At 57.0% G+C, this 22,356-nt stretch carries 15 protein-coding genes; 9 read left to right on the top strand and 6 right to left on the bottom strand.

Annotated elements, in window-relative coordinates:
• Window positions 1–58: 58 nt before the first annotated feature.
• Together LN996_RS15485 and LN996_RS15480 are read right to left on the bottom strand one after the other, a co-directional pair.
• Window positions 59–1,942: an FG-GAP-like repeat-containing protein gene (locus tag LN996_RS15485; protein WP_231341251.1), complete on the bottom strand. Its 1,884-nt coding sequence runs from the start codon at window positions 1,940–1,942 to the stop codon at window positions 59–61.
• 117 nt (window positions 1,943–2,059) lie between these two features.
• Window positions 2,060–3,934 (bottom strand): FG-GAP-like repeat-containing protein, encoded by a 1,875-nt coding sequence (locus tag LN996_RS15480; protein ID WP_231341250.1) that lies wholly within the window; start codon window positions 3,932–3,934, stop codon window positions 2,060–2,062.
• Between the two features lie 494 nt (window positions 3,935–4,428).
• Between LN996_RS15480 and galU the strand changes: the two genes are divergently transcribed.
• A complete protein-coding gene (gene galU, locus LN996_RS15475) occupies window positions 4,429–5,322 on the top strand; it encodes a UTP--glucose-1-phosphate uridylyltransferase GalU (protein ID WP_231341249.1) in 894 nt (297 codons plus the stop codon).
• An 845-nt stretch (window positions 5,323–6,167) separates the two neighbouring features.
• On the opposite strand, the gene LN996_RS15470 is transcribed toward galU, so the two are convergent.
• Both LN996_RS15470 and LN996_RS15465 read right to left on the bottom strand, forming a co-directional pair.
• Window positions 6,168–7,244: an LCP family protein gene (locus LN996_RS15470; protein ID WP_231341248.1), complete on the bottom strand. Its 1,077-nt coding sequence runs from the start codon at window positions 7,242–7,244 to the stop codon at window positions 6,168–6,170.
• Window positions 7,245–7,312: 68 nt separating this feature from the next.
• Complete coding sequence (locus LN996_RS15465; RefSeq protein ID WP_231341247.1) at window positions 7,313–8,974, bottom strand: hypothetical protein; 1,662 nt, start codon at window positions 8,972–8,974, stop codon at window positions 7,313–7,315.
• A 701-nt stretch (window positions 8,975–9,675) separates the two neighbouring features.
• Between LN996_RS15465 and LN996_RS15460 the strand changes: the two genes are divergently transcribed.
• The 8 genes from LN996_RS15460 (at window position 9,676) to LN996_RS15420 (ending at window position 19,495) form a co-directional block, all read left to right on the top strand.
• Window positions 9,676–9,945, top strand: a complete 270-nt coding sequence (locus LN996_RS15460) for a hypothetical protein (protein ID WP_231341246.1) — start codon at window positions 9,676–9,678, stop codon at window positions 9,943–9,945.
• Window positions 9,946–9,949: 4 nt separating this feature from the next.
• On the top strand, window positions 9,950–11,224 hold the full coding sequence (locus LN996_RS23685) for a glycosyltransferase family 4 protein (protein WP_308102734.1): 1,275 nt from the start codon (window positions 9,950–9,952) through the stop codon (window positions 11,222–11,224).
• Window positions 11,221–12,972: a glycosyltransferase family 4 protein gene (locus LN996_RS15445; RefSeq protein WP_308102733.1), complete on the top strand. Its 1,752-nt coding sequence runs from the start codon at window positions 11,221–11,223 to the stop codon at window positions 12,970–12,972. The genes LN996_RS23685 and LN996_RS15445 overlap by 4 nt, the downstream gene beginning before the upstream one ends.
• A gap of 159 nt (window positions 12,973–13,131) precedes the next feature.
• The gene (locus tag LN996_RS15440) at window positions 13,132–14,019 is read left to right on the top strand and encodes an ABC transporter permease (RefSeq protein ID WP_231341245.1); all 888 of its coding nucleotides are present in this window, start codon (window positions 13,132–13,134) and stop codon (window positions 14,017–14,019) included.
• Window positions 14,006–14,899 (top strand): ABC transporter ATP-binding protein, encoded by an 894-nt coding sequence (locus LN996_RS15435; RefSeq protein WP_231341244.1) that lies wholly within the window; start codon window positions 14,006–14,008, stop codon window positions 14,897–14,899. Before LN996_RS15440 ends, LN996_RS15435 begins: the two co-directional genes overlap by 14 nt.
• Before the next feature lie 238 nt (window positions 14,900–15,137).
• Window positions 15,138–16,814, top strand: coding sequence for a glycosyltransferase (locus LN996_RS15430; protein ID WP_308102732.1), 1,677 nt, complete (start codon window positions 15,138–15,140; stop codon window positions 16,812–16,814).
• Between the two features lie 13 nt (window positions 16,815–16,827).
• Window positions 16,828–18,078 (top strand): UDP-N-acetyl-D-mannosamine dehydrogenase, encoded by a 1,251-nt coding sequence (gene wecC, locus LN996_RS15425; protein ID WP_231341242.1) that lies wholly within the window; start codon window positions 16,828–16,830, stop codon window positions 18,076–18,078.
• Between the two features lie 622 nt (window positions 18,079–18,700).
• Entirely contained in the window at window positions 18,701–19,495 is a 795-nt protein-coding gene (locus LN996_RS15420) for a hypothetical protein (protein ID WP_231341241.1), read from the top strand.
• A gap of 49 nt (window positions 19,496–19,544) precedes the next feature.
• Here the strand turns inward: LN996_RS15420 and LN996_RS15415 are convergent, their stop codons facing one another.
• On the bottom strand, window positions 19,545–20,690 hold the full coding sequence (locus LN996_RS15415) for a DUF6270 domain-containing protein (protein WP_231341240.1): 1,146 nt from the start codon (window positions 20,688–20,690) through the stop codon (window positions 19,545–19,547).
• A gap of 110 nt (window positions 20,691–20,800) precedes the next feature.
• On the bottom strand, window positions 20,801–22,153 hold the full coding sequence (locus LN996_RS15410; protein ID WP_269215753.1) for a UDP-glucose/GDP-mannose dehydrogenase family protein: 1,353 nt from the start codon (window positions 22,151–22,153) through the stop codon (window positions 20,801–20,803).
• Window positions 22,154–22,356: the final 203 nt, after the last annotated feature.

The raw sequence follows: 22,356 nt of genomic DNA, 5'->3' as shown, positions 1-22,356 counted from the left end.
GGGCGGCTAGCCCCTGATGGTTCAAGGGCTAGCCGCATTGTTTATCAGGACGGAGGAACTAGAGAATAGCCGTCATGACGTTCCAGCCTGTACCGATTTTGCTCGCCGTAGGCCAGGACGTTCCGCCATGACCAGCGTAAAGCCATAACTCACCGGCCGCGTTGCGCGCGAGGATGTCAGCTCGACCATCACCATTGAAGTCTCCGGGGCCAACGAGGGAGTTCATGGAGTTCCAGCCTTGGCCGACCTGTTGCCGGGGGAGCCAGCCGCCGAATCCTGTGGGTGGGTAGAGCAAGAGAGTCCCAGCAGCGTCGCGAGCCACAAGATCGGTTGCGCCGTCGCCGTTAAAGTCGCTGGCGCCCGTAATCTCTGACAGTCCATTCCACCCAGTTCCAAGCCATGATCGAACATTCCAGCCGCCCTTGCCATCGCCGCGATACACCCACAAAATTCCGCCACTGTCGCGGGCGATGACGTCAGCTTTTCCGTCCCTGTCTACATCCATAAACTCGAGAGCGGTCATTCCTTCCCAGCCGCTACCAACCTGAATGCGGGTCTTCCAGCCGCCAGCGCCGTTTCCGGGGTATAGCCACAGAAGTCCGCCCGAGTCGCGGGCGAGCACATCGGCATTCCCGTCGCCGTCGAAATCACCGGGAGCAACGAGGGCGGTCATGACGTTCCAACCCTGTCCCACTTGGGCACGAGGCAGCCACCCGCCTGACCCATTGCCGGCGTAAAGCCAAAGAAGGCCGGCGGCGTCTCTGGCCAAGACGTCGGACGTGCGGTCCCCGTTGAAATCGTTTTTGCGTAGCTGCTCCGCGTTGCCGTCCAAGACGCCTAGCGAGAAAAGGGCGGTGTTGACCACGTAAACCTTGTTGTTGAGGGGATTTACGCTCACAGCACCTGGATTTTGCGAAACTGACACCGCGGTGGTGCTGTTGTTTTTTCCATCTAGGATGGTGATCCCCCGCTGATCCATGGGGGCGTAAACCTTGTTATTAGTCGGATTAACTACCAAGCTCTGCACCCGCGTTGGTGTAACTATGTGCGCAGTTTCAGTCATCGTGGCACCGTCGATGGCCTTAATGGCGCCCTCCGAGGATTGACGTCCAGCGTCGACGTACACTCTGTCTATAGCCGGGTCAACCGCCAAGCTCCCGAGAGAGCCGCGGACGGTTACTGAGCCAGTGATCGTGTCGCTGGCTCCGTTGATTACCTTCACGCTCGACCCATGTGCTGGGGACGTCGTCACGTAAATCTTGTTCTTGGTCGGATTCACCGCCATGGCGAGAATGCCTCCCTCGCCGATGGACACGGAAGACATCGTTTTGCCTTCCTCGTCGAAGACGGTGATGATTCCTCCCGCGAGAACGTAGACCTTGTTAGTGACGTCATTGACGACTATGTCTTGCGTCTCTGCGCTGGTGGCAACGGAAGTGGCGGTGTTGGAGACACCATCAATGATTGTCAGGGTCTTTCCCGCGCTGCCATAAATCTTGTTGGACTTGTGATTTATCGCCAGGTGGTCGAGGTCAGATTCGCCTATTGGGATCGACGTGGTGGTTTGCGTTGTCTCGTCCACTGCGGCGATGGAACCGTTTGCACTGATATAGACCCTGTTTGTGACGCTGTTCACGGCAATGTCTGTTGCCACGGAATGATCCCACCGGGAACTGCTGTTGCCATCCCTGCCACTAACTCGGTAGACACCTTCGCTGGTGGCTACATAGGCTGTGTCAGTCACTGGATTCACAGCCATCACGGACGGATAAGCACCAACGGAGACGACGTCCGTGACCACGTCTGCTGCAGCGGGTGAGATTGAGGTGCCGGGCAGGAGGGCCAAAGCCAATCCAATGATGACGGTTTGCGGCGTAATCCGGCGTCGTCGTCGTTGGTGCTCTTTCCCGAGCGCGCGAGGTTGATCCAATGCAATGGACATGGAGTCCCCCAAATTTCGTGACGCTATAGCGCGTCGATTTCTATAGCGGATAGTCCAACGGCCAGTCCTGATTTCGATCAAGGCTGGCCGTTGATTGTCCTTCTGGAGCAGGTCGAATTAGAGGATCGCGGTCATGGCGTTCCAGCCTGTGCCGACTTTGCTCGCCGTAGGCCAGGACGCTCCGCCATTGCCGGCGTAGAGCCACAGCTCGCCGGCGGCGTTGCGCGCCAGGATGTCGGGCCTGCCGTCGCCGTTGAAGTCACCGGGTCCAACGACGGTATTCATAGCATTCCAGCCTTGCCCGATGGTCTGCTTTGGCATCCAGCTGCCGTATCCGTTGGGCGGATAGAGCCACAGGGCACCGGCGCTATCCCGGGCCGCAATGTCGGGCAGGCCGTCACCGTTGAAGTCGGCTACCCCGGTGATTTCAGACATTCCCAACCAGCCCGAACCGGCCCACATGCGGGGCAACCAGCCTCCGGCGCCGTCGCCGCGGTAAACCCAAAGCGCACCACCGCGATCACGGGTCGCCACGTCAACTTTCCCGTCTCCGTGGAAGTCGACTCCGACAATGGCGCTCATGCCTTCCCAGCCTTGGCCCGCCTGCACACGAGGCTTCCAGCCTGCTGAACCGTTGCCGGGATACAGCCAGAGGACACCAACACCGTCGCGGGCGAGAACATCCGCATGGCCGTCACCATTGAAGTCGCCTGGAGCCACGAGCGCTGTCATAATGTTCCAGCCTTGGCCGATTTGCACGCGAGGGAGCCAGCCGCCTGAGCCGTTGCCCGGGTAGAGCCACAGCACTCCGGCGCTGTCTCTAGCCAGGACGTCGGCCTTGCGGTCGCCATTGAAGTCGTTCTTGACCGGCGCGGAGGCCCGGCCATCAATAACCGCTACGGAGTCGCTGCCTCTATTGACCACATAGGCTTTATCGGAGGCAGGGTTGACCGCAACGGAACCGGGTTCCTGACCCGTGTACACCGCGGTGATGCTGTTGCTTTGTCCATCGATAACGGTTGTTCCTCGGCCATACATGGGAACGTAAACCTTGTTGCTGGTCTCATTCACCTCGATATCAGTAACCGCCCATGCGGTGGTGAGGTGAGCAACCTCAGAGAGGGATACGGCGTCAATGACTTTGACCGCACCTTCGTACGCGTAAGTCTCCACGGAGGCATAGATCGTGTTGGTAGTTTGGTTGACTGCCAAGTGCCACAGTTTGCTTGCAGTTGCGAATGTTCCACTTACTTTGTCAGTTGCTCCATCAATCACACTGACACCGGATCCGTACTTTGCGGCCCGGGTGAAGTAGATCCTGTTGCTCGCCTCACTGACTGCCAGGTCCTCAATCCCACCAGCGCCGATGCTGACCGACGCCGTGACAATACCGCTGGCATCGATGACCTTGATGATGCCGTCCGACAGAACATACGCCTTGCCCGAAGCAGCATTCACCACAATTTTTTGTGCCCCGGCCAGAGGGACTGAAGTCGTTGTGTTCGTTGCGCCGTCGATGATCTTCAGGGCAGCATTGACGCTGACGTAGATCTTGTTGGTCTTCTCATTTACTGCCAGGGCACTCACGGAGCCTCCGACTGGCACGAGTGTAGCCGCGTGCGTCACTCCGTCAACTACTGCGACCGAGCTTGAATCGCTGACGTAGACCTTGTTCGTCATAGAGTTCACGGCCACGTGCGACGAATGGTCGTTGGGTTGGTACACGTTTCCCGTGCCACCCCCGCCGATGCTGTATATGCCCTCTAGAGTCGACACGTAAGCTGTGTCTGTTACTGGGTTCACAGCAATGGTGGACGGCTGCTCACCGACCACGAAAGTATCCTTGACAGCGTCAGCCGTTGCTGGCGCGGTGGCCGTTCCCAACACCAGCGCCATCGCCAAACCGGCGGTCCCGAATCCAGCGATTGCCCGCCGTCGTCGTCGTGACTTCACCGTCCCAAACGCGCGCGAAACACTCAAATCAGCACTCATAGAATCCCCCAGAAGTCGTGACGCGGAAGCGCGTCTTCAAGGGCATTCTATAGTGGGGCGCCAGTGGCAGTGAACTGCCGGCTGAACCCACTACTGCCTAACAGGCGCCAGCGGTGTCCGAGAAACAATTCAACGGAGGCACTCCCTCAAAGACACATCCTTCACACACGGGCGGGAACGCTCCGGAAGAAGAGTGGTGTCTGCGGTGATTGCATCGAAGGCAATTGTCGGCATTATAGAAAGGCTAGCGAGTGCGCAACGTTCGGAGACGATAGTGGGGCGCAGCCAGGGTCAGGGTTCCCATACGAGAGGCTCTGAGACACGGCCAGCGGACGCCGAGGGAGGCCGAAGTGGGGCAGAGGCTTGTGACCAAAAAGATTGGACTCCTGAAACTTGGCCAACGCTTGTATGGGCTTTCGTCTAGTCCTAGACGCTCTCGGTCTTATGGGTCGCCAAATTCGTATATTCCGAGCGAGTTTTATATGGTTTCGTCCATGACTACGTTGGGTAAGACTGTCCGAAAAGCTGTAATTCCGGCCGCTGGCTTGGGCACGCGTTTCCTTCCTGCTACGAAAGCTATGCCCAAGGAGATGTTGCCGGTGGTGGATGCCCCGGCCATCCAGTACGTCGTCGAGGAGGCTGTCAAATCGGACCTCACCGACATCCTAATGATTACGGGCCGCAGCAAGCGAGCCCTGGAGGACCACTTTGATGGTGCCCCAGCCCTAGAACGGACGCTGGAACTTAAAGGCGACCAGACCCGCTTGGAAGCGGTGCAGTATGCTTCGGCTCTGGGACCTATTCACTACGTGCGCCAAAGCGAACCAAAGGGCCTCGGGCATGCCGTGCTTTGCGCACGTCAGCATGTGGGAGATGAACCTTTCGCGGTGCTGCTGGGCGACGACCTCATTGATGAGCGCGACGAGTTACTCGCCACGATGATGGAGGTACAAGCCCAAACTGGCGGTTCGGTGATTGCATTGATCGAAGTGGAGCCATCACAGATCAGCGCCTACGGATGTGCGGACGTATCCGCCATCGACGGCGAGGGCTACGTTCGAGTTAACAGCTTGGTTGAAAAACCAGACGTGCACGAGGCTCCTTCTAACCTTGCAGTCATAGGGAGGTATGTTCTGCACCCCTCGGTGTTTGAGGTCCTCGAACAGACTGAGCCTGGCCGAGGCGGTGAGATACAACTAACTGACGCCTTGCAGACACTTGCCGCAGGTGACGGCGAAGGCTCTGGGGTTTATGGTGTGGTATTCCGCGGCAGGCGGTTCGACACCGGGGACAAGCTGAGTTACTTGAAGGCTGTAATCACCTTGGCATCAGAACGCCCCGAGTTCGGCGAGGACCTTAAGTCATGGATGAAGGGTTTTCTGGGCTGAACAGGCTGTGTACCTCCTGGCGGCTGGCATAGTTGCGTCTAAACGCTCCACGTTCGGTATAGTGGGCATTCTTCGCAGGCTTGCCCGCGAAGAACCACACACAAGATCCGTCCACACCCTCAAGGTGTGGACGGATCTCTTGTTTGAAGACTCGCTATACGTGTGTGATTTCTCTGATCGTTTGGACGTGACCCTTGAGCCGTGTCTCTTGCGCACGGTTGCCAGAATCGTAGAACCACCACTGAATGTTGCCTTCGGTGGCGCTAGCGGCAAGAATCACTTCTTCTGATTCCAACCCCTCGTTGATTACATATGTCGGCATAATTCCTCCCCAATTAAAAGTGCAACCTTGGAGTGAGTACCTACAATCGGTCCCATGTTCAAGGTGAGTTCGCACTGGATTCTATCTCAGTCCAGGAAGCCCGGCTGTGGCTCCGAATGCGAGGGTCCGCGGTTCCACGAAACGCGTAGTGGTACGACCCGCAGATTCTGTGTCTGCCGCGGTGTGTTGTATCGTTATTGACGAGGGCCCCCCGCTTGAATAGTGGTTTCTAGACATCTCCACTGGCCATCGGGGGGCTTTTCTTGTCTTATTTATGCAGACCCCTGGCCAGCGATGACCTTGGGTGTCGGAGCAAATCCTCTGAGGACTCCAAAGTCCTGGTCCGGAGTCCACGAGCCGGAAGGCTAAATTGCAGGCATGAACTGCTGCCGCGCAGCACCCCCCGAGGCGGGCTTTGCTACCGCGGAAGACGGATTCGCCACCAGAGGCACTAGCTGATGGGCATGGTTACACGGCATGGCCGGGAGGACAGGGCTTGCCTCGGATCCTAGACTTATCCTGGCTAGTTACCCTTTTGAAGGGCATGGGCTGTGACATACGCGCTCATCTGGTCTTTCGAAAGGGCTGTGGAGATCTCTGAGATGGCTGTTGTGTCTGCGACAACAATTGACTGGCCATCAGATGACGTACCGGTGCCGAGCGTGGGCAGCGTGAACATTACTGTGTCGTTCGCTCGAAGGTCCTTCATGCCTAGCGCGAGGCTGCCGATGGCTGCGGCGTCGAAACTCTTGTCGACACTAACGAAGGGTGACACTGCGCTAACCATACTGTTGACCGTTATCGGGTTGGTAAGCGTCTCACGGGCGATCGTCTTGCTGATGATTGCCTTCATGTAGGCCTGTTGGTTTCGCACGCGCTGGTAGTCGCCGTCACTGAAGGACATGCGTTCACGGACAAAGGCAAGCGCTTCGTCGCCGTTCAGGGTCTGCTTGCCTGCTTCGTAATAGTGGCCCTTCATAGGACCCTTTGCTGGCGCGAACGGAATCTTTACGTCGACTTCCACTCCGCCTAAGGCATCAGTGAGGCCCTTGAAGCCTTCAAAGTCGACCATTGCGACATGATCAACGCGCTGCTGGAAAAGGGATTCGACGGTCTGGACCATCAGTGGCACCCCACCAAGAGCCAAAGCAGAGTTGATCTTCGATTCGCCCTTCCCGGGGATATTAACCCAGAGGTCACGCATGAGCGATACTGCGTACACGTTCTTCCGGTCGGCCGGAATATGCACAAGCATCAACGTGTCGGCCCGCTGGTCAGTGGACGCCGGAGTATCGACATCGAGCTCAGCAGATCCGCGGGTGTCGCTGCCCATCACCAGGATGTTCATCGGTGCAGTGCCGTTGACGGGCTCGGTTTTCTGAGGCCGTGTCGACTCTTCCGGGAAGGCCGTCTCAATCTTGGTTGTTCCCGAGTTGAAGGTCTGTGCCAAGTTGAAGACGTAGGCGCCTCCAATGAGGCCGGCCACGAGCACCGCGGCTGCGAAGCCAAGGAGCACGTTGCGAGCCGTTTTCTTGCCCTTTTTCTGACGTCGAGGACGGGACTCTGCAGAAGAAGTTTCGGTATCTGTCGGGAGCGTCATGTGTTCCTTGGTGTCGGCATCAGCAGTAACAATTCTATCAAGGCGCGGAGCCCGCTAGCCTCAGTCCCTCATTGGGCTGACCTTTGGAGTGGGGCCGACGCCATTTGGGAAACAAATTGTGTCTCCTCGTCCCACCCATTTGTTACCGTCACAACGAATTCCCTGCGGTCGTCTATGGTTGTCGCGCCAACGTTGACCGTGATTAGTTCCAACTTGGGGTTAGCCCCCAGCTCCGCTCCATAGGTCAGATCCACACCCGTGGGTTCCACTACCGACCTCTTCAATTCGCCGGCATGGGTGGTCCAGCTCACTCCTACTGCGCCTCCCGTAAGGTTGAATCCTGCTATCTCGACGTCGCCCTTGGATGCATGGAATTTGGTATCCGTAATGATCGGAGTTGCCAATCCGGTCTTGACTTGACTCTTGAGGGGATCGCCGGTGCCCGCACAGGTGTAATACGAATCCCACATGAATGAGACAACTTTGTGGGCATTCGACAACTGTTGGAGCTGCCTATCCAACCTTTGCTTGTTCGACTGTCCCCGCAGACTATTTCCGCAAATATTTGACGGTGTGGCCGGCGCCATGCCTTCTAAATTTGCCCACAGGACGGCGTCAGTCCCTGCAAGTCCAGAGGCAGCTGCCAGGAAGTAGTCCTTGATAGGTGCTACGTATTTATTAGCCCAGGTTCCTTCACCCACAACGGTGGCGGCGTACCGATCGACAGCGGCATCCGCTTCCTGAGGCAAGAACGCACCTGCCTTGCCGGTCCCCATTCCGTCTTGGATGGCTACGTTCAGAAGGAGCCCTCCCGAAGTCTCGGCGATCCTGCGACTTCCTTTGCGAGCCTCCTCGAGGCTAATACTGATGGCGTTTCGCCGCGTGTCGAGGTAGGGACTTACTATGGCACCACGCGTAGGAAAAACACGGTGCACAGCCTCGTTTTGCATTTTGTAAAGCGCAAGTATTGGGTCGAAAGTCTTGCTATCGGTGAGTGGCATTTCGGTGTGGTGGTAGAAGCCTGCCAAGCCGGGCACGTCGTTTACTGCTGCTTGGTACTCAAGGAACCGCTCCGTGAAAAGACCGAGGGTTCGTTGGTAAGAGAGGTCAGGGAGATAGTCGGGGTCCGAGCGTTTCACGGGCGAAGGTAAACCTGCGTAATAGTTCATGTCCAAGTCCGTTGAAGCGGAGGCCAGGGATGTTGAAGGGTCGCCGGCGTCCTCGCTGCTCCCTCCGACAAGGATGACGTCGTAGCTGCCGTTTGTTGAGTCGCAACCGTTGCCTTTGGCCGGGAATACTAGAATTGTGTAGTGCTTCCCATTGCTCGTCGTCGCTCGGTCGCGAGGGCATTTAGCCGCGGGGGTGCCCCACGGACTGCCGTCAGAATATGTGAAGTAGCGGTTTACTTTGATGCCGTCTGCAACGGCATCGGCGCAACTGCGCCCGTCGATACGGCAGTCAGCCGGCATGGCTTCGGCAGTTGCGGGTTTGAGCAGCGTTCCAAAAGTGATGACAGTGTCACCGCCTAGGGCCTTGATGTCCGTCAGCTTCTTTTGGTTCGTTTCGTCACTTGAACTTGCGGAGATGAAGTACCCGCTTATGGGATATGAGGGAGCGGCTGTTGCACCCTCACCGGAACCATCTGGTGCCGGTGATGATTCGTGCATGATTCCGAAAAGCCTGGCCACAAGGGCAATGACAAGCACGGCAACGATGAGACCTGCACTCATCCACCGCTTTCGACGGGGCGTGTTCCCATTGGAGTCGGGAGCAGGATTCGTGGCATGACTCCGCAACCTTCGGTGCGTCATCTTCTCCTCATGTCGGGGTCGGCAGAGATGACTCTATCAATCAGTACCGCTGAGTTGGAGGGACCCGCGGCCGGACGGGCTGGGCACTAAATCATACGATAAACTAATGCGGGTCGCCCTCCGATGGTGACCGTCCGCTCGGCGCCGAGTCTCAGGTGGCGAGCATGATCTGGAAACGTTAGCGTTCCGACAGACACTCAACGGGGGTAAAGATGGGAAAGGTAGTCAGGCGCGTTCAGGCTGCAGGTGCCGTTTTGGTGCTGGCCATTCTCGGGTTCACAGGTACCCAACCTGCCTATGCGACCGATACTGGTCCTGCACCTGGCACAGAACAGCCTGGCGAAACTCCTACCCCTGAGCCTACGGACCGACCTCCTGTAATCCCGCCTGTGGTCCCTGTTCCCGAAGTCCCACCTGTGCTTGTTCCGTCCGATCCGAATCCGGCTCCAGTTGAACCGGATCCGCAACCAGCACCACAGGTACCTCCTGTGGAGCCGCCTGCGCCGACAGAACCGCAGGTTGCCCCGGTTGCTCCGGTTGCTCCGGTGGTCCCTATGGTCTCCCCAGCTCCCGTTTTCCAGCCACCATCGCTTTCGGAACAAGGCGTAGGTGATGAATACGTGGAAGTTGTACCCGCCGAGGCTGAAACCTCTGCTGCCGCAGACCCATCTCCTGCAGCGATCCCTTCACCATTAGCCACCAAGACGGCTTCTCCGCCTATCTCAAGTGCTGAGATTGCCGGGCCACTTAAGGCAGCCTTGGCGCCCGTGGGAGAGAACAACCTTATTGCTCAGGGTCTAACCGTGCTGGTGCTGATTCTGTTGGGTGTTGCATACTTCCGGGCGTTGCGTTCCAAGGGGATCCGCGGACCCCAAGTTAACGGCAAGTAGGCCCATGGTTAGCTCCCTCCCCAGGGATATAGATGCGGTAAACCTGGCATTGCCGATGCGCCTCATGCTCCTCACGCACTCCTACTGGCCGGAACACAGCCCGCCGCAGCGCCGGTGGGTGTCTCTGACACGGGAATTTCGACGTGCTGGATGGAACATCGACGTCGTGGCGCCGGTGGCGCACTATCCGAATGGTCGCCGCAACCTGCCTCGGCGTGAGGCGGGATTTGCTTTTGCACACCAGCGCGGACCTCACGGCGAGATAATTAGACGAGTCCCCTACCTACGCCATCTGGGAACCTCATCATTAGCGCGTTTTGTGGACCAGCTCTTCTCCGCAGTGATGTCTGTCCCAGTGGGACTCTTCGGGCAGAAACCGGACGCAATTCTTGCTACGGCGCCCAGTCTGCCCACCTTAGCCACAGGGTACGTCCTATCCAGGCTCCGCCGGGTGCCGCTCATAGTTGAGATGCGGGACGCCTGGCCCGACTTGGCGCGGGATGCGCGGATGGTCCAGGGTAGCGTGAAAAGTCTCGTGGAACGGGTCGTTGAATTTGTACAACAGCGTGCGGACCTTGTCGTGACCGTCACCGACGGCTTCGCCGCAACCTTACGTGACCGTGGTATTCGGAATGTCGTGACCGTAAGTAACGGACTCGATTTAAGTTCGATTCCTTTCCTGGAACCCCCGGCATCCGACCGAGAGGTCTTTCAGGCCCTATACCTTGGCAACCATGGCAAGAGCCAGCGGTTGGACGTGCTGATTCGGGCAAGCGCTTTGCTGGGTGACGGATTTCATTTGACTTTGGTCGGACACGGAACCAGCCGCCCTCAATTGGTAAAGCTTGCTCGTGAAATCGATGCGCCGGTTACTTTCTACCCCTCGCTCCAGGGGGCGGAGGTCATTGACAAATACCGCGAAGCAGACACGTGCATTGTGTCTCTCCGGGACGACTGGAAGTCGTTTGAAACTACTGTTCCGTCAAAGACTTACGAGGTTCTTGCGATCGGCCGGCATGTGACGGCGGTAGTGCGGGGAGAGGCCGAGCGCATCATCCTTGAAGCCCGCGGCGGAGACGTCGTGTCTGCCAGCCCTGAGGCCGTAGCCCAGCTATGGCGGGAACTCGCTGCTGATCGAAGCCGTCTCACATCAGGCGCCAGCGGACGTGAGTGGGTCCGGAATAACGCCGACTACACAAAGCTGGCTGTTAGATACATGCAGGAAATTTCGGCGCTTGTGCGGCCTGAAAAAGCAGTACCGCAGGAGCGTGGCCAATGATCCATTTCATTCGAAATATTCGATTGGCGGCGGGGACTGTTTCCGAGCATTTGACTGAGGCGCCATTTGTTCTCGCCTTACAGGTCCTACGACGACTTCCCTCCGGTTTAGTACGGCCGTCTGCCCGTGTCGTTTCCCGTTTGGCGCCTGGTTCTTGGCGCCCAATACTCCTTTTGGCCAGTCATGCGGCGGGAGATGCTGAAGGGTTGGCCCGTCGCCTAGATCGCGCTGTAGCGGCCGGCATCGGAGGAGATCGAGCCCGTAAGGCTGCCGAAGTTGCTGTGGCTGCAGGCCAGCCGCAGCATGCGGATCGCCTTTTGCGAATGGTGGCTGATTCATCCCAAACGGCGTCTACTGTAGCTCGGCGCAAATGGTACGACGGCGACATGAGCGGCGCGGTCGGCGTGCTCCATGGTCAGACTGGCAGCATATCCAAGCAGCGGCTCCGTTTGGAATCAGAACTCGCGGTCTTCCAAGGCTGGAACCCTCTGGCACCGACCGTCCTAATGACGCCAGAACCTCGCCGCGTCCTTCACCTAGTAACAAACTCGGTACCCCATACCGGAAGCGGCTACGCGCGACGCACGCAATCTGTTTTATCTGCGCAGCAGGAAGCCGGTTGGGAACCGTTGGCCGTGACCCGAATGGGATACCCCGTCCAAATTGGGGTCCTGACCGCGAAGAACTGGGACGTGGTTGGCGGTGTCAGATACGAGCGAATCCTGCCCGGAGCAATGGCGTCAAAAATGGACGATCGCTTGCAGCAGCAAACGACCGAACTCCTGGCAATTGGCAAGAAGTTCCGGCCATCGGTCCTCCACACTACAACCCATTTCGTGAATGGTCTTGTGGCCAGGGAAGTCGCCAAGGCATTGGATATTCCGTGGGTCTATGAAGTACGTGGACAGCTGGCAGACACTTGGGCATCCAGCCGTAGTGAGGATGCACGCAACAGCGAACGGTACAGGCTCTTTACAGAACGCGAAGCTGAAGTCATGCGGTCAGCTGACCTTGTGGTAACTCTCGGCGAATCGATGAAACGGAATATCGTGTCCTTCGGCGTAGAGAAGGACAAGATTTTGATAAGTCCCAACGCCGTCGGGGGTGCCTACCTCGAGGCTCCAATCGAGCATGGGGAGGCGCGGCGGATTCTAGGTCTTGATCCCAACAATCTCTACATAGGGACAGTCAGTAGCCTCGTTGACTATGAAGGCCTTGACGACCTAGTAGCATCATTTGCGCTGCTTGCGCCTAGACTGCCAAAGTTGAAGCTGGTTCTCGTGGGGGATGGAACGGCTGCTCCCACGCTTCGAGACCAAGTGAAACGTTTGGGGCTCTCGGACCGGACGATCTTCACAGGCCGGGTCTCTCCGGACCAGGCGCGACTCTATCACTTGGCGTTGGACGTCTTTGTCGTGCCCCGAAAGGACCTTGCGGTTACGCGGTCAGTTACGCCGCTGAAGCCTGTAGAAGCTTTAGCCTCTGGGCGACCAGTTGTGGCCAGTGATTTGGAGGCGTTGAGGGAGATCGTGCACGACGGTGTAAACGGCAGATTAACGATGGCTGAGGATCCGGTCCTGTTGGCTGATGTGCTGTTCGAACTACTGGACGATGAAGGTTTGCGGCGGCGGATGGGATCCGCGGGGAGGGTTGAAGTACTCGCCTCGCGGACGTGGCGAGCCAATGCTCTTGCATACGGCCAGGCATATGAAACTTTGGCGTCTAACTATTCGAGGAGGGCCAGCTGATGTTGCGACGACAGCTCGAGAGCCAAGGCACGCTCAGATGAGGCCTGAAACTGAGGACATCGTACAACTGGAGTGGGTTGCGGACAGGCCATCTGTTGAGCAGGACCCTGTGGGGCGAAAAGCCCTTTGTCGACTTGAAGGAACAAGGGGAATCATCTAGTGTCCGCGAAAAAGCCTAGGCTACCAGCGCCTGCGGCCGTCCAGCCAATGTCGGTAGACATCCGGAAGCTGTCTCGCGTCGGCTCAAGGCCTGGCTTCTTGGACTACTTGGTCCGGCTCTGGGATTACAGGCAGTTCATTTTCTATGATGCCCGGGCGCGCGTGCAGAGCGGCACACGCAAGGATCGGCTTGGAAGCGCGTGGCTGTTGCTGAACCCGGTGTTCAATGGCCTCACCTACTACGTGATCTTTGGCCTGTTACTCCAAACAAGTCATGGGATTGAGAACTTTGTCGGGTATCTGGTTGTTGGGATATTTCTGTTTCAGCTGAGTGCAGGAGCGATAACGGCGGGCGCACGATCCATCCGCAACGGGAAGTCCGTGGTCCAAGCCTTTAACTTCCCTAGAGCGGCTCTGCCTCTGGGAGCCAATGTCCGCGAGATGCTCTCGGCCGTGCCCCTCATTCTGGGTATGCTGCTACTCGTAATAGTTCTGCCTCCCGCTGAAGTCATCAGCTGGAAGTGGCTTCTAATAGTCCCTGCGGTTGTGCTCCAGGGAGTCTTCAACCTCGGCATTGGCATGATCCTTGCCCGGATTATTTCAACCGTTCATGACGTGACCCATTTGCTGCCGTTCGTAATCCGGGCATGGATGTATGGATCTGCGGTGTTCTACTCCTACGAGAGATTCATTCAGGATCCCACTGTGCTGGCTGTTATGAAATTCAACCCTCTTTTCAATGTCATCGACATCGTCCGGAGTTGTGTTCTGTATGACAGGGTTCCCGCGTGGGAGTCCTGGACGAGCCTGGCCGTAGTTGCGCTGACAGCACTACTTATCGGCTTCTTCTTCTTCTGGAAGGGGGAGGAGACCTATGGTCGGGATTGACCAAACGGTTTTTTTGGATGGTCCGCCCTGTGTCGTGATCGATAAGGTGAAGATGACTTATCGAGTAGCGTCGTCGGACGAGCGGACGACGTTCGCGCGCAAGGGCCTCAAGGGCAGAATCAGCAGGCTTTTCCGTCAAGCCAACCTCGTCACAGTCAGTGCGCTCAAGGAGATTTCCCTGGTAGTCGAACGCGGTGAGTCTGTCGGGATCATCGGTCGCAACGGATCCGGCAAGAGCACACTAATGAAACTGATCAGCGGGCAGGCAGCACCGTCCGAGGGGGCTGTTTATGCGTCGAGTACCCCAGTCTTGTTGGGGGTGAATGCCGTCTTGGTCCCCGAACTTTCAGGTGATCAGAATGTGGTGTTGGGATGCCTGGCCATGGGTATGAGCATGGAACAGATAGATGAGCAGTTTGACAGCATCGTGGAAGTTTCCGGGCTGGACTCAGCCATCTATCTGCCGATGAAGTCTTATTCTGCAGGTATGGCATCACGCCTTCGCTTCGCGATTGCGGCAGCCGTTAATCCAGAGATCCTCCTTGTCGATGAGGCACTGAATACTGGTGACGCCCAGTTTGGCAACCGCAGCAAGGCCCGGATGGACGAGCTTCGGTCGCAGGCGGGGTGTGTGTTCATTGTTAGTCACAGCCTCGACACCATCCGCGACATGTGTTCTCGCGTGCTCTGGCTGGACAAGGGTGAGCTGATCATGGATGGGGACCCCGAGGAAACAACCAGGCTTTATCAGGAGTTCTCGTCCCATCTTTCGAAGGGAAACAACATCAGCGCGGCCAAGATCAAGGACGACGCTCGAGCAAATCTTGTGGCTACCCAAATTATGGAGAGAGCCAGCGGCAGACGAACGGAGGGACGCTGACATGCTCATAATTGATGAGCTTCGAAAGGCAGCGTGGCATTTGCGCCGAGGCGGGTTCGCTGAACTTGGCGAATGGCGACGACGCCAAAAAATTGAAAACAGGATGAAGAGGGTGCGACACTCGAAAGCTCTGGCCCCCGGCCCGCACAACGAAAAGCCTGAGTCAAAGAAGCAGCAAACATTTGGACCGCACCGTGTACCGGACCGGGCTCCACGGCGAACAGATCTTACAGTTGGCGTGATCTTAGATGATTTTTCAGCGGCCTCCTTTGCCTATGAGTGGAACCTCCTGCATTTGCGTAAGGACCAGTGGCGGGATCAGCTCACCGAGACGAAAGTGGACTTCCTCTTTGTAGAATCGGCGTGGAACGGTAACGACGGATCTTGGCAGTACCAACTCATGGGGAACTCCGGCCCCAAGCCTGAGTTCCTGGCCCTCATGGCGTGGTGCCAAGAGCAGTCCATTCCCACGGTCTTCTGGAACAAAGAGGATCCCCCACACTACGACGACTTCCTCCCGGCCGCGAGGCAGTTTGACGTCATTTTCACAAGTGATTCGGATCGAATTCCGGTTTACCAGGAGGACCTGGGGCATGACAGGATTGCCGCACTTCCTTTTGCAGCTCAGCCAGCCATCCACAATCCCATGCGTGTTGGACAGGGGAGGCACTCCAAGGGCGTGGCCTTTGCCGGCATGTACTTCGCCCATAAATATCCGGAGCGTCGGCAGCAGATGGATTTGTTGCTAAGTGCCGCAAGAGACGCGGCCGCTCAGTCAGGTCCGAAACTCGAAATATTCTCCCGGCAGTTGGGCGGGGACTCGAACTATCAGTTCCCCGTACCTTTCAACGAACACGTGGTAGGTAGCCTGGACTACGCAAGGATGCTTACGGCCTACCGTGCCTACAAGGTCTTTCTGAACGTGAATTCGGTTGTTGATTCGCCGAGCATGTGCGCCCGTAGGATTTTCGAAATCACTGCATCCGGGACCCCTGTGGTCTCCACACCAAGCGCCGCCATCAGGCAATTCTTCGAGGCAGATGAAGTCCTGGTCGCGGACACCAGGCAGCGTGGTGAGCATCAGATTCGCATGCTTGCACGCAGTTCGGAATTCAATGATCGAGTGGTTCACAGAGGTCAGCGACGGATCTGGTCTGAAAACACATATGCTCACAGGGCCGAGACGGTAGTAGCTTCGGTCTTGCCTGAGAGGACTCAGCCAGTAGCTCACCCGTCCGTAAGCGCACTTGTGCCGACAATCCGCCCTCACCAGTTGGAGCATGTCTTCGCTACTGTCGGCAGCCAGTTGGACGTGGATATCGAGCTAGTGATGCTGACTCATGGCTTTGAAATAGCATCAAGCATGGCGCAGAGTCTTGCCGAAAAGTACGGTGTAAGCAGATTCAAGATTTTGTCGGCTCCTAGGGAAGTCACCCTCGGGGAATGTCTGAACATGTGTGTCAGCGCGTCCAGCGGAGAAGTGCTTACAAAGATGGACGACGACGACTACTACGGTCCACGCTACCTGGCAGACTTGCTGCATGCCTTGGAGTTTTCAAAGGCTACCGTCGTTGGCAAGCTTGCCCATCACATGCATTTCTCAGCTACCGGCGCGACAGTGCTTCGCATGCCGCATATGGAGCACCGGGAAAGCCGCCTGGTTATGGGGCCGACGATAACGGCTCGCCGGACGGTGTTTGAGGAGACGCCCTTTGAGGCTCTGAACAGAGGTGAGGACACCGCGTTCCTTAAAGCTGTGACAGATGCCGGGGGGTCGATTTATTCGGCAGACAGGTTCAATTTCTGTCAGCTGAGAAAAGGCGAAGGCCACACGTGGGATGTTTCTGATGAGGAACTGGCTGCGTCCGGTGAGATCAAGTTCTTTGGAGACCCCAAAGAACACTTAACTGTCTAAAAGGGGCAATGGAATGACGTCTATCGAGACAGCTGCGGTAATCGGCCTGGGCTATATTGGACTGCCCACTGCGGCCATCCTCGCAACCAACGGCATCAACGTCATCGGCGTAGATGTAAATCAAAGCACTGTCGACGCAGTGAACCGAGGCGAGGTTCCGTTCGTGGAACCAGACCTGGGCGTCCACGTTGCCGGCGCGGTAAGCCAAGGTCACCTAAAGGCCACACAAGACACTCCAGCTGCCCAGGCGTATATCGTGGCCGTCCCTACTCCGTTCCGGGACGATCGGTCGGCAGACCTTAGTTTCATCGAAGCTGCCGCACGTGGGATTGCACCGCAGCTGCAGGGCGGTGAACTTATTATTCTGGAGTCGACGTCCCCGCCACGCGCCACCAGGCACCTGGCCGAATACCTACTGGACCTTCGGCCTGATCTGTCACTCGATGGTGCTGGCGGGTCTCCCGTGATCCACGTCGCCCACTGCCCGGAGAGGGTATTGCCGGGCCGGGTCATGATTGAACTCGTTACCAATGACCGCATTGTGGGGGGGCTTACGCCCGAAGCTGCCAGTCTCGCGCGCGATCTGTACGCTGTCTTCTGTAAGGGTGAGATCCTGATGACGGACGATGTAACGGCTGAAATGGCCAAGCTCGTCGAAAACTCGTACCGGGACGTCAATATTGCTTTTGCCAATGAACTCTCCGTGATCAGCTCCAAGCTGGACATTGATGTCTGGGAACTAATTCGTCTCGCGAACCATCACCCCCGCGTCAATATTTTGAATCCGGGTCCTGGCGTAGGCGGCCACTGTATAGCGGTTGACCCATGGTTTATTGTTTCTGCTGCCCCGACTGAATCGCGATTGATAAAGACGGCCCGCGAAGTCAACGACGCAAAACCCGGTTGGGTTGTCAGCGAAGTGGTGGCGGTTGTTGAGTCCTTGGTTCATGGAGCTGAAGTTGCAGTGCTGGGTCTTGCATTCAAAGCCAATATCGACGATCTACGCGAATCGCCCGCCATCGAAATTGCTGTTGACTTGGCAAGCAAGTTGACAGGTAACAAAATCAATATTGCCGAGCCGCACGTGAGAGAGCTACCCTCAAGGCTGCAGGGACTTGAAAATGTTGAACTGATGGACCCGATCGCGGCTGTGCGGAGGTCCGCGGCAGTTGTGCTTTTGGTAGACCACGAAGCGTTCAGGGACGTAGCCGTCCATCTTGATGGCAAGCTACTCGTCGATACGCGTGGGTTCTTCAAAGGGTGACGGCACTCCGGACTGTGCGCTAATTTAGCGGCGCGTTCTGGGGGATCTGTTCTGTGCGCCTGATTTGGGAATGGAAGCAGGCTGCCTGGTGCAAATTCTGGGGTAGGAAGACTCTGGTCGGGCGAGAAGAAGCGCAATAGGATTGGAGGTCCAAGGCCATTCTTTCTGGGGACACTCCTTTATGACTGCACGTAAGAAGTTGATCGCAGCGTTCATTGTTTCAGCCTCGCTGGGGGTATGCGGAGCTGCTCCGGCACACGCGGCGAGTGCGCCGGACTATTCGGGTGTGGGTTCCAGCAGCGTGGCACCGGCATCTGCGGGCGGTAGGACGATATACGTGGACGATCAAGGATCGGACGTTGTCGGGGTGAATCAGCCTTGGGGGTACGTCGAGTACAACCGCGTGACCTGCTTGGACACAGGGACAATGCCACCCAACCAGCCGTCGTGTCCCGAACCGACTATCAATCAACCGCTCAAGACCGTGCAGGCCGGCGTCAAGATAGCCAAGCCGGGAGACGTAATCGTAGTTCGGGCTGGTACGTACGATGAGAAGGTCGGATGGGCCGCCCGTCCAGCTAGGTCAGATGCCCCCATTCATCTCCAGTCTTACCCAGGAGAGATGGTTCAAATTAACGGGTATCTGTCCCTCACAGGTGCCGACTATTGGACCGTCCAAGGAATCCGCTGGGGTTACAGTTCAACCAACACCACGGGTCAAGCTATTGTGAGCTACTTTGGTGGGACTGGCTGGTCATTCATTAAGAATGAAGTTGCTGGTACCCGCGGTGTGGCCAACATTCTTGTGCGGGAGAAGACTCCGGCGAACTGGACCAATGAAGGCCGAACGGCGGCGGCGCCGCACAACTACATGATTGCAGCCAACTGCATTCGGGATGCGGCCAAGACCGGGAACGTGGGCGAAATGCATAACATTTACCTCATGCCCACTGTCTACTCCGGCGGGGGCACCATTGAGAATAACCTGATGGGCGGCGCCCCGCTCGGCTCCAATATCAAAGCGTCCGGCAGTACCGACCCCAGTAGTGCACCAAAGGACGTGGTGATCCGTAACAACACGTTGCTTTATGGTGCTTCTGGGATTGTTATCGGGCAACAGGCCGAACGAGTCGAGACCGTTGGCAATCTAATCGCCATGGGAACGCAGTCAGGACCTTACGATGGCGGCGTCAAAACATACGACTTGGTGAAAGCGGACACTGACTCGGTAAAGGACACTCTCATTCAGGGCTACGCGACGCCTATCCGCCAGCCTTGGCAGGCGAGCCCCGTTCTCTACGTTCGTCGAAACGTTACCCCAGCTACGGTAGCCCTGACCGGCTCCCTTGCGAACTGCACGGCTAAAGCTTCAGATCCAGCTGTACGCCTTGCATACGGCCATCTTTCAACTAAGTAAAAGGCTGTTCCACTTGCTGGGTGTGCTCTCTGAAAGTTCATGACTTAAGTCACCGGGCTCCCTTTTTTGCGTTAGTGAAGAGGGACATATTGCCGAGTTCAACGTTTCCCTTTCCGATCTGCCAGCCCTTTACGGTCAGGGACTTGCAGGAAACGCCCTCCGGAAGATCGAAGCCCGCAAAGTACGTGCGCTGGCCGCCATCAAGATTCAGATAGCGAAAATGGCCAATATCTGCCATGACAGATTTAGTGATCCTGTGTTTGTAGAGGTGTAGGCCATCTGCTCCCTCAAGCTCAAGTGACAAAATGAGCCTAACCGCGGAACCCGCACTGCGTGCATCAAATTGAAGCCCGAAAGCCGAAGTGTCAGGCGGAATCGAAAAGGTTGGGGGGTCGGCGACAGCGTCTCGCCAGGCAAGATCCGAAGTGGACACCACGCCCCCCTGTCCCTCTCTACCACTAGACTTCGCCGTCTCCAGAATTTTGAACTTATCCGCTACGACTTCGTAAACATGGTCTTCGTAATGATAAGGCGCCACACCCCATTTGTGGGTTTTGCTGGCCGCCACCTGCGCCCAGGGGATGTCGAGATAGTTCACGTCCATGTGTTGGCGAACGACGGCTACATAACGAGCCAAGACATTGTTCGCTTCATCGGGGAACAAGTCCCAAATCTTTTTGAGCGGAGTGCCTTCGTCATCCCACATGGACCACGGGAGGTTGAATAGTACGAGCTTCGACTGCAAGCCGTGTGCCCTTGTGAACTCGGCGAATTGCCTTACTGACTCCTGCCAAAGTTCATAATGTTCCTCCGTTCCAAACTGAATCCAGGCGGCCTTTTCAAGGTTCTCTATGAGGCCGCTTTGGATTAGCTCGACTGAACGGGTTACGTAGGTGTTTTCCGCGACCTTGATGACACCCAATCGTTCATCTGTAAGGTCCCAAAAGATATAGTCCGCTTGATCCGCAACGTCTAAGAGCGTTCGGAAGATGCTGCCATCGAAGTCACCTTGGAGATTGCGGATTTGGAAGCGGCTTTCCAAGGTGCCTTGCTGTGCTGAGGCCGGGTAAACATCGCCGACTGCACTGATGAGAGACTGCCTGGCCGTATATCCCAGAAGTCGATGCAGGGACATGTCGAGAAACTCGACTGAGTCCCGGGATACACAGCTGCCGTAAACGTAAATACGTGCCAATGGTCGAACACCTAAAGGATAGAGGGTTGCAGTCGTTCCGTGTTGTCGCGGCGACGAACTAAGTTGTAAGGCCACTCGGCCGGCCCGTGGAGAGAGCCGGCCGAATGGTTCTAGCTAAGCGAGTTAGAGGTTGCCAGGGCTGGAACTGATCTGCGGCCGAGCGACTCGAAACGCCATCCACGATCTGTCCACGTGTCAGGGTTCAGAACATTTCGACCGTCAATGATCGCTTTTGACTCGACCAGTGGTTCCAGATCCTGCGGTTCCAAAGCGGAGAACTCCTGCCACTCTGTAAGCAGGATCGTCAGATGGCTGCCCTGAAGCGCCGCTTCAAGAGACTCAGCGTACTTGAGCCGCGGGAATCGTGAGCGCGCGTTGTTCATGGCCTCAGGATCATAGATTGAGACTTCGGCTCCAGCGCTATAGAGCTGTGCCGCTACGTCAAGAGCGGGGGAGTCGCGTACGTCATCGCTGTTCGGCTTAAATGCTACGCCCAGAACGGTAATGGTCCGACCGTCTAGTTCGCCTAGGAGTTCCGTTGCAAGGTGCACAACTCGCTCTCGTCGGCGAAGGTTGATTTCATCCACTTCGGACAGGAATCGCATGGTCCTGTCCAGCCCGAGTTCACTGACCCTGGCCTGCAGGGCGCGTATGTCCTTCGGCAGGCAGCCACCACCAAAACCCACGCCTGCATTCAGGAATCGACGGCCTATCCTCTGGTCAAGACCGATGGCGTCCGCAAGGACTCGAATATCCCCTCCGACATGCTCGGTTACCTCTGCGAACGCATTGATAAACGAAATTTTAGTCGCCAAGAATGCGTTGGCTGCGACTTTGACCAATTCGGCGGTTTCAAGGTCGGTCGTGATGAAGGGTGTGTCGGTAGACAGCGCAGATGCATACACCTGACGGAGGGTGGCGACAGCATCAGCCGAGCCACCGCCCACAACGAGGCGATCCGGCGTCAGAGTATCGCGAACTGCGTATCCTTCGCGGAGGAATTCCGGGTTCCACATGAGCTCTACATTCAGAGAGTCGGTTTTTACCGAGTTCACAAGCTCCTGAAGTCGGCGCGCTGTGCCCACTGGGACGGTGGACTTCCCGACGATCAATGCATCCTTGGTGATGCTCTTAGCCAAGGAGACGGTCGCGTTGTCGACATAGGTCATGTCGGCTGCGTGGTCTCCCGCCTTCTGCGGTGTTCCCACCGCAATGAAGTGAACGTCGCCCCAGGCGCCTGCTTCCTCGTAGGACGATGTGAATCGTAGCCGTCCCGTCGATGTGTGCTTTCTCAGAAGGTCCGGCAGTCCAGGTTCATGAAACGGAAGGACGCCGGCGCTGAGCTGTTCGACCTTTTTCGGATCTGTGTCGAGGCCTAGCACCTCGAAGCCTAGTTCGGCCATGCATGCTGCATGCGTGGCACCCAAATAGCCTGTTCCTATTACGGTGATTCGAAGCGACATACTTCCTTCTCTGCGAAGTCGAAAGCGATAGCCGAGTTGCATCGCCTTGATATGGTGTGGTTGAACCGACGAAAAACGAACTGGTGCTTGCCAATGTTGCTTCATCGTTGGTAAGAACAGATCCGTTCATCGGAGGCTGGATCGGTGACGTGATGTTACGTTCCGCCCTGACAGAATGGCCACGAATGCCTTGAAACGTCAGG

The sequence above is a fragment of the Arthrobacter sp. AK01 genome, from assembly GCF_021109375.1.
Taxonomy (GTDB): Bacteria; Actinomycetota; Actinomycetes; order Actinomycetales; family Micrococcaceae; genus Arthrobacter.
Note: the sequence above shows the minus strand (reverse complement) of the source record. Positions and strands in the feature narration are given on the sequence as shown.